The 3,340-nt window shown below is 70.8% G+C and carries 5 protein-coding genes; 4 read left to right on the top strand and 1 reads right to left on the bottom strand.

What is annotated here, in order from left to right:
* The first annotated feature begins 225 nt into the window (after window positions 1-225).
* Window positions 226-522 (top strand): helix-turn-helix domain-containing protein, encoded by a 297-nt coding sequence (locus I5G_RS12760; RefSeq protein WP_187288843.1) that lies wholly within the window; start codon window positions 226-228, stop codon window positions 520-522.
* 26 nt (window positions 523-548) lie between these two features.
* Here I5G_RS12760 and I5G_RS22335 read toward each other — a convergent pair whose 3' ends face one another.
* Window positions 549-1,049, bottom strand: coding sequence for an ABATE domain-containing protein (locus I5G_RS22335; protein WP_022879404.1), 501 nt, complete (start codon window positions 1,047-1,049; stop codon window positions 549-551).
* A gap of 7 nt (window positions 1,050-1,056) precedes the next feature.
* On the opposite strand from I5G_RS22335, the gene I5G_RS22330 reads away from it, so the two are divergent.
* From I5G_RS22330 to I5G_RS12740, 3 genes are all read left to right on the top strand, one after another.
* Window positions 1,057-1,596, top strand: coding sequence for an NAD(P)-dependent oxidoreductase (locus tag I5G_RS22330; protein ID WP_083896642.1), 540 nt, complete (start codon window positions 1,057-1,059; stop codon window positions 1,594-1,596).
* Window positions 1,597-1,673: 77 nt separating this feature from the next.
* Window positions 1,674-2,456: a hypothetical protein gene (locus tag I5G_RS12745; protein WP_022879403.1), complete on the top strand. Its 783-nt coding sequence runs from the start codon at window positions 1,674-1,676 to the stop codon at window positions 2,454-2,456.
* 110 nt (window positions 2,457-2,566) lie between these two features.
* Window positions 2,567-3,241 (top strand): response regulator transcription factor, encoded by a 675-nt coding sequence (locus I5G_RS12740; RefSeq protein WP_026095895.1) that lies wholly within the window; start codon window positions 2,567-2,569, stop codon window positions 3,239-3,241.
* The last annotated feature ends 99 nt before the right edge of the window (window positions 3,242-3,340 follow it).

Here is a 3,340-nt window from a genome sequence, read left to right as displayed (position 1 = left end):
GGCCATGACGGCGGCGGTCCCCGGCATCCCGGCGAGCACCTCCGACACCCCGCCGATGTCGAACGCGGCCACGGGCGTTCCGGTGATGAGCGCCTCGGCGATCACCAGGCCCGAACGGCTCCTCCCACATCGGCGTCACGAGCGCGACGGCCGAGGCGCCGACGAGTCGGCAGAGATCGGGCTGGTGCAGCCGGCTCGACTGTGGTGACGTACACGGATCCGCAGGTGGCGCTCGTGGACCTGCTGACGAAGGATGCCGCCACCACGCGCCGCTGGATCCTCGACGTCCTGGGGCCTTACGCCGCTCCGGGGGAGCAGGCCCGGGTGGCTCGCGAGACGCTCGCCGTCTACTTCTCGTGCGGCGAGAACGCCGTACGCGCCGCGGAGCTCCTCGGCGTCCATCGCAACACCGTGCGCCAGCGCGTCGATCGCTTCTGGAAGGGCCGCGAGTCGCACTCGTCGGACGGGCTCCAGATCGCGCTGGCCCTTCGCGTCTACGACGACTTGCCCGTCGAGAGCTGAGGGCCGCCGGCCGCTCGCGTGCGACGTCAGCGCATCCGGCTCTTCTTCGCCTTGTTGCCACAGGTGTTCATCGAGCACCAGCGTCGGCTTCCGCCGCGGCTCGTGTCCAAGAAGAGGCCCGCGCAGTCCGGGCCTTCGCACGTCTTCACCCGGGCGGGGGCACCGCCGAGCGCCCGAATGGCGTCGTGAGCGATGACGGCCAGAGCGTCGGTCAGGTGGTCCGGCCCGGTCAGTCTCCACCGATCCTGGCCGGACTCCCAGGCCGGAACGGGCCTTCCGGCTGCGGCCGCCTCGTTGATCGTCCGCACATCCTCCTCGGTTGGGGTGAGGCTGCGGGCGACCGCGGCTCCCGCACGATAGATCGCCTCGCGCAGATGAAGGGCGCGGTCGAGGTCGGTGGGCGTGGCCTCCCGTCCGGGGTCGAGATCGTTGGCTGCGAGCCACAGGACGAGCCGGGACGGCTCGGTCAGCCGCTCGATCGGTACACCGGATCTTCGGCTCACGGTGGCGGTGTAGCGGAACGCCACCTGCTCGTTGTCGAGCCGGGCCGCGGAGCGGCATGCCGCGCATGGGGTCGGATACCTCGCCGCCCCGGTCTTCGGGCGGGTGCCGGTCGCCGAGGCCGGTCAGCTGAGCATCCTCGCCGGCGGTCCGGACGACCTGATCGACCAGGTACAGCCGATCTTCGACGTCATCGGCTCGCGGACCTGGCGTCTCGGCGACCTCCCGGAACAGGCGAATGCGGTCAAGGTGCTCGGCAACTACATGGTCGCGTGCGTCATCCGGTCGCTGGGCGAGACGGTGGGTGTCGCCGAGCGCGCCGGCATCGATGCGGCCGGCGTGATCGACCTGCTCACGGCCACGCTGTTTCCCGGAGCCGTCTACGCCTCCTACGGGCAACTCATCGCGCAGCGACGCTATCGACCCGCGGGATTCACGACGTCCTTGGGGCGCAAGGACCTGCATCTCGCCCTGGATGCCGCCGACGGTCTCGGCGTCCGTCTGCCTTTCGGGGAGGTCCTGCGCACCGTGTTCGCGGATGCCGTCGCGGAGGGGCGCGGGAACGACGACTGAGCCGTCATCGCCGAGTGGCAGCGCCAACAGCCGACGTCTTAGAGCCGTCTGAGAACCGACCCGCGATCATCCCGGTCATGACTTCGAGCGCCCGACCGTCCCGCGTCCCGGACCCCTCGCCGCTGTTCTGGGTCGCCAAAGCCGCCTCCACCGCGCTGGGGGAGGCGGTGTCCGACTTCTCGATCCGCGCGCTCGATCCGGTCGTCGCCGTGCTGCTCGGGTTCGTGCTGTTCGTCGTCGCGCTCGCGTGGCAGCTGACGCGCCACCGGTACGTCCCGGTCGCCTACTGGCTGGCGGTCGCCGCGGTCGGCGTCTTCGGGACCATGGCGGCCGACGTCGCGCACGTCGTGATCGGCCTGCCGTATCTCGCGTCGGCGGCGCTGTACGCGATCGCGCTCGCGGCGGTCTTCGTGTTCTGGCGGCGGAGCGAGGGCACGCTGTCCGTGCACGAGGTCACCACGACCCGACGCGAGCTCTTCTACTGGGCGGCCGTGGTGGCGACGTTCGCCCTCGGAACGGCCGCGGGGGACCTGACGGCCGTGACGTTCGACCTCGGTTACTTCCCCTCGATCATCGTGTTCGCGGTGCTCATCGTCATCCCGGTGGTCGGATGGCGGATGGCCTGGTGGACCGGCGTTTTCGCGTTCTGGTTCGCCTACGTCCTGACGCGACCGCTGGGCGCGTCGGTGGCGGACTGGCTCGGCAAGCCCGCCACCGAGGGCGGTGTCGGCGTCGGAACCGGGTGGGTGTCCCTCGCTCTGACGGTGGTGATGGTCGTTCTCGTGGCGGTGATGCAGGCGGCTGTGGGTGCCGCGCGCCGCGCGGATCGCGCGGACAGCATGCGGCTGCCCCTGTCCTGAGGCGCGGATCAGTGCTTTCTTAGAGCCGCGGGCGCATGCTCGTGGCATCCGGATCGATTCCGGGCGACGCGACCCGGGCGCCGCCGGTCGCACCGGAGAGAGCAGAGGACATGAGCACACCCGCCGCCGGTCGCCCCCGGCTGCTGCTGATTGAGGACGACGAGCAGCTCGGCCCCGTGATGGCCACGGTCCTCGACGAGGTCTACGAGGTGACGCTCGTCGCGGACGGCGGCGAGGCGCTCGACATCGCCGACGCCCGGACATTCGACGTGATCGTCGTGGACCGGCGCCTGCCCACCGTCGACGGGCTCACGATCGTGGAGACCCTGCGCCGGGCCGGATCCCGCATCCCGATGCTCATCCTCACGGCACTCGGCACCGTGCAGGACAAGGTGCGGGGATTGGATGCCGGCGCCAACGACTACCTCGTCAAACCGTTCGAGTTCGACGAGCTCTTCGCGCGGCTGCGCGCGATCCGCCGGGTCAGCAACGGTGAGGGGCCGTTCGTGCGCGTGGGGGAGTGGGAGTTCTACCCCGAGTCGCGGGCGGTGTACTCGCCGTACGACGGCCGCATCATCCTCACGGAGCGCGAGAACGCGCTGCTCCGGCTCCTGGCCGTCCACCCCGAGCGGACGTTCTCGCGCGAGGACATCCTGCGCGAGGTCTTCTCGCCCGACGACACCCCCGGCGCCGTGGACACGTACGTCCACTACCTCCCGCAGGAAGACGACCCCGCGATCGTGCAGACGGTGCGCGGACGCGGTTACCGGCTGGGGCTGCTGTGAGACGAGTCCTCGACGCCGACGCCCGGCTCGTCCGCTCCGCCGCCTGGGGGGTGGCGCTCACGATCACGGGGGCCGTATCGGTACTCGTGCTGGCCGTCA

Origin of the sequence: Microbacterium sp. B19 (assembly GCF_000333395.1) — a bacterium.
Lineage (GTDB): Bacteria > Actinomycetota > Actinomycetes > Actinomycetales > Microbacteriaceae > Microbacterium.
Note: the sequence above shows the minus strand (reverse complement) of the source record. Positions and strands in the feature narration are given on the sequence as shown.

What these genes read in the sequence shown, in the direction of transcription:
- I5G_RS12745 (WP_022879403.1), top strand. Translation starts at nt 1,674, where the DNA reads ATGACTTCGAGCGCCCGACCGTCCCGCGTCCCGGACCCCTCGCCGCTG.
- I5G_RS12740 (WP_026095895.1), top strand. Translation starts at nt 2,567, where the DNA reads ATGAGCACACCCGCCGCCGGTCGCCCCCGGCTGCTGCTGATTGAGGAC.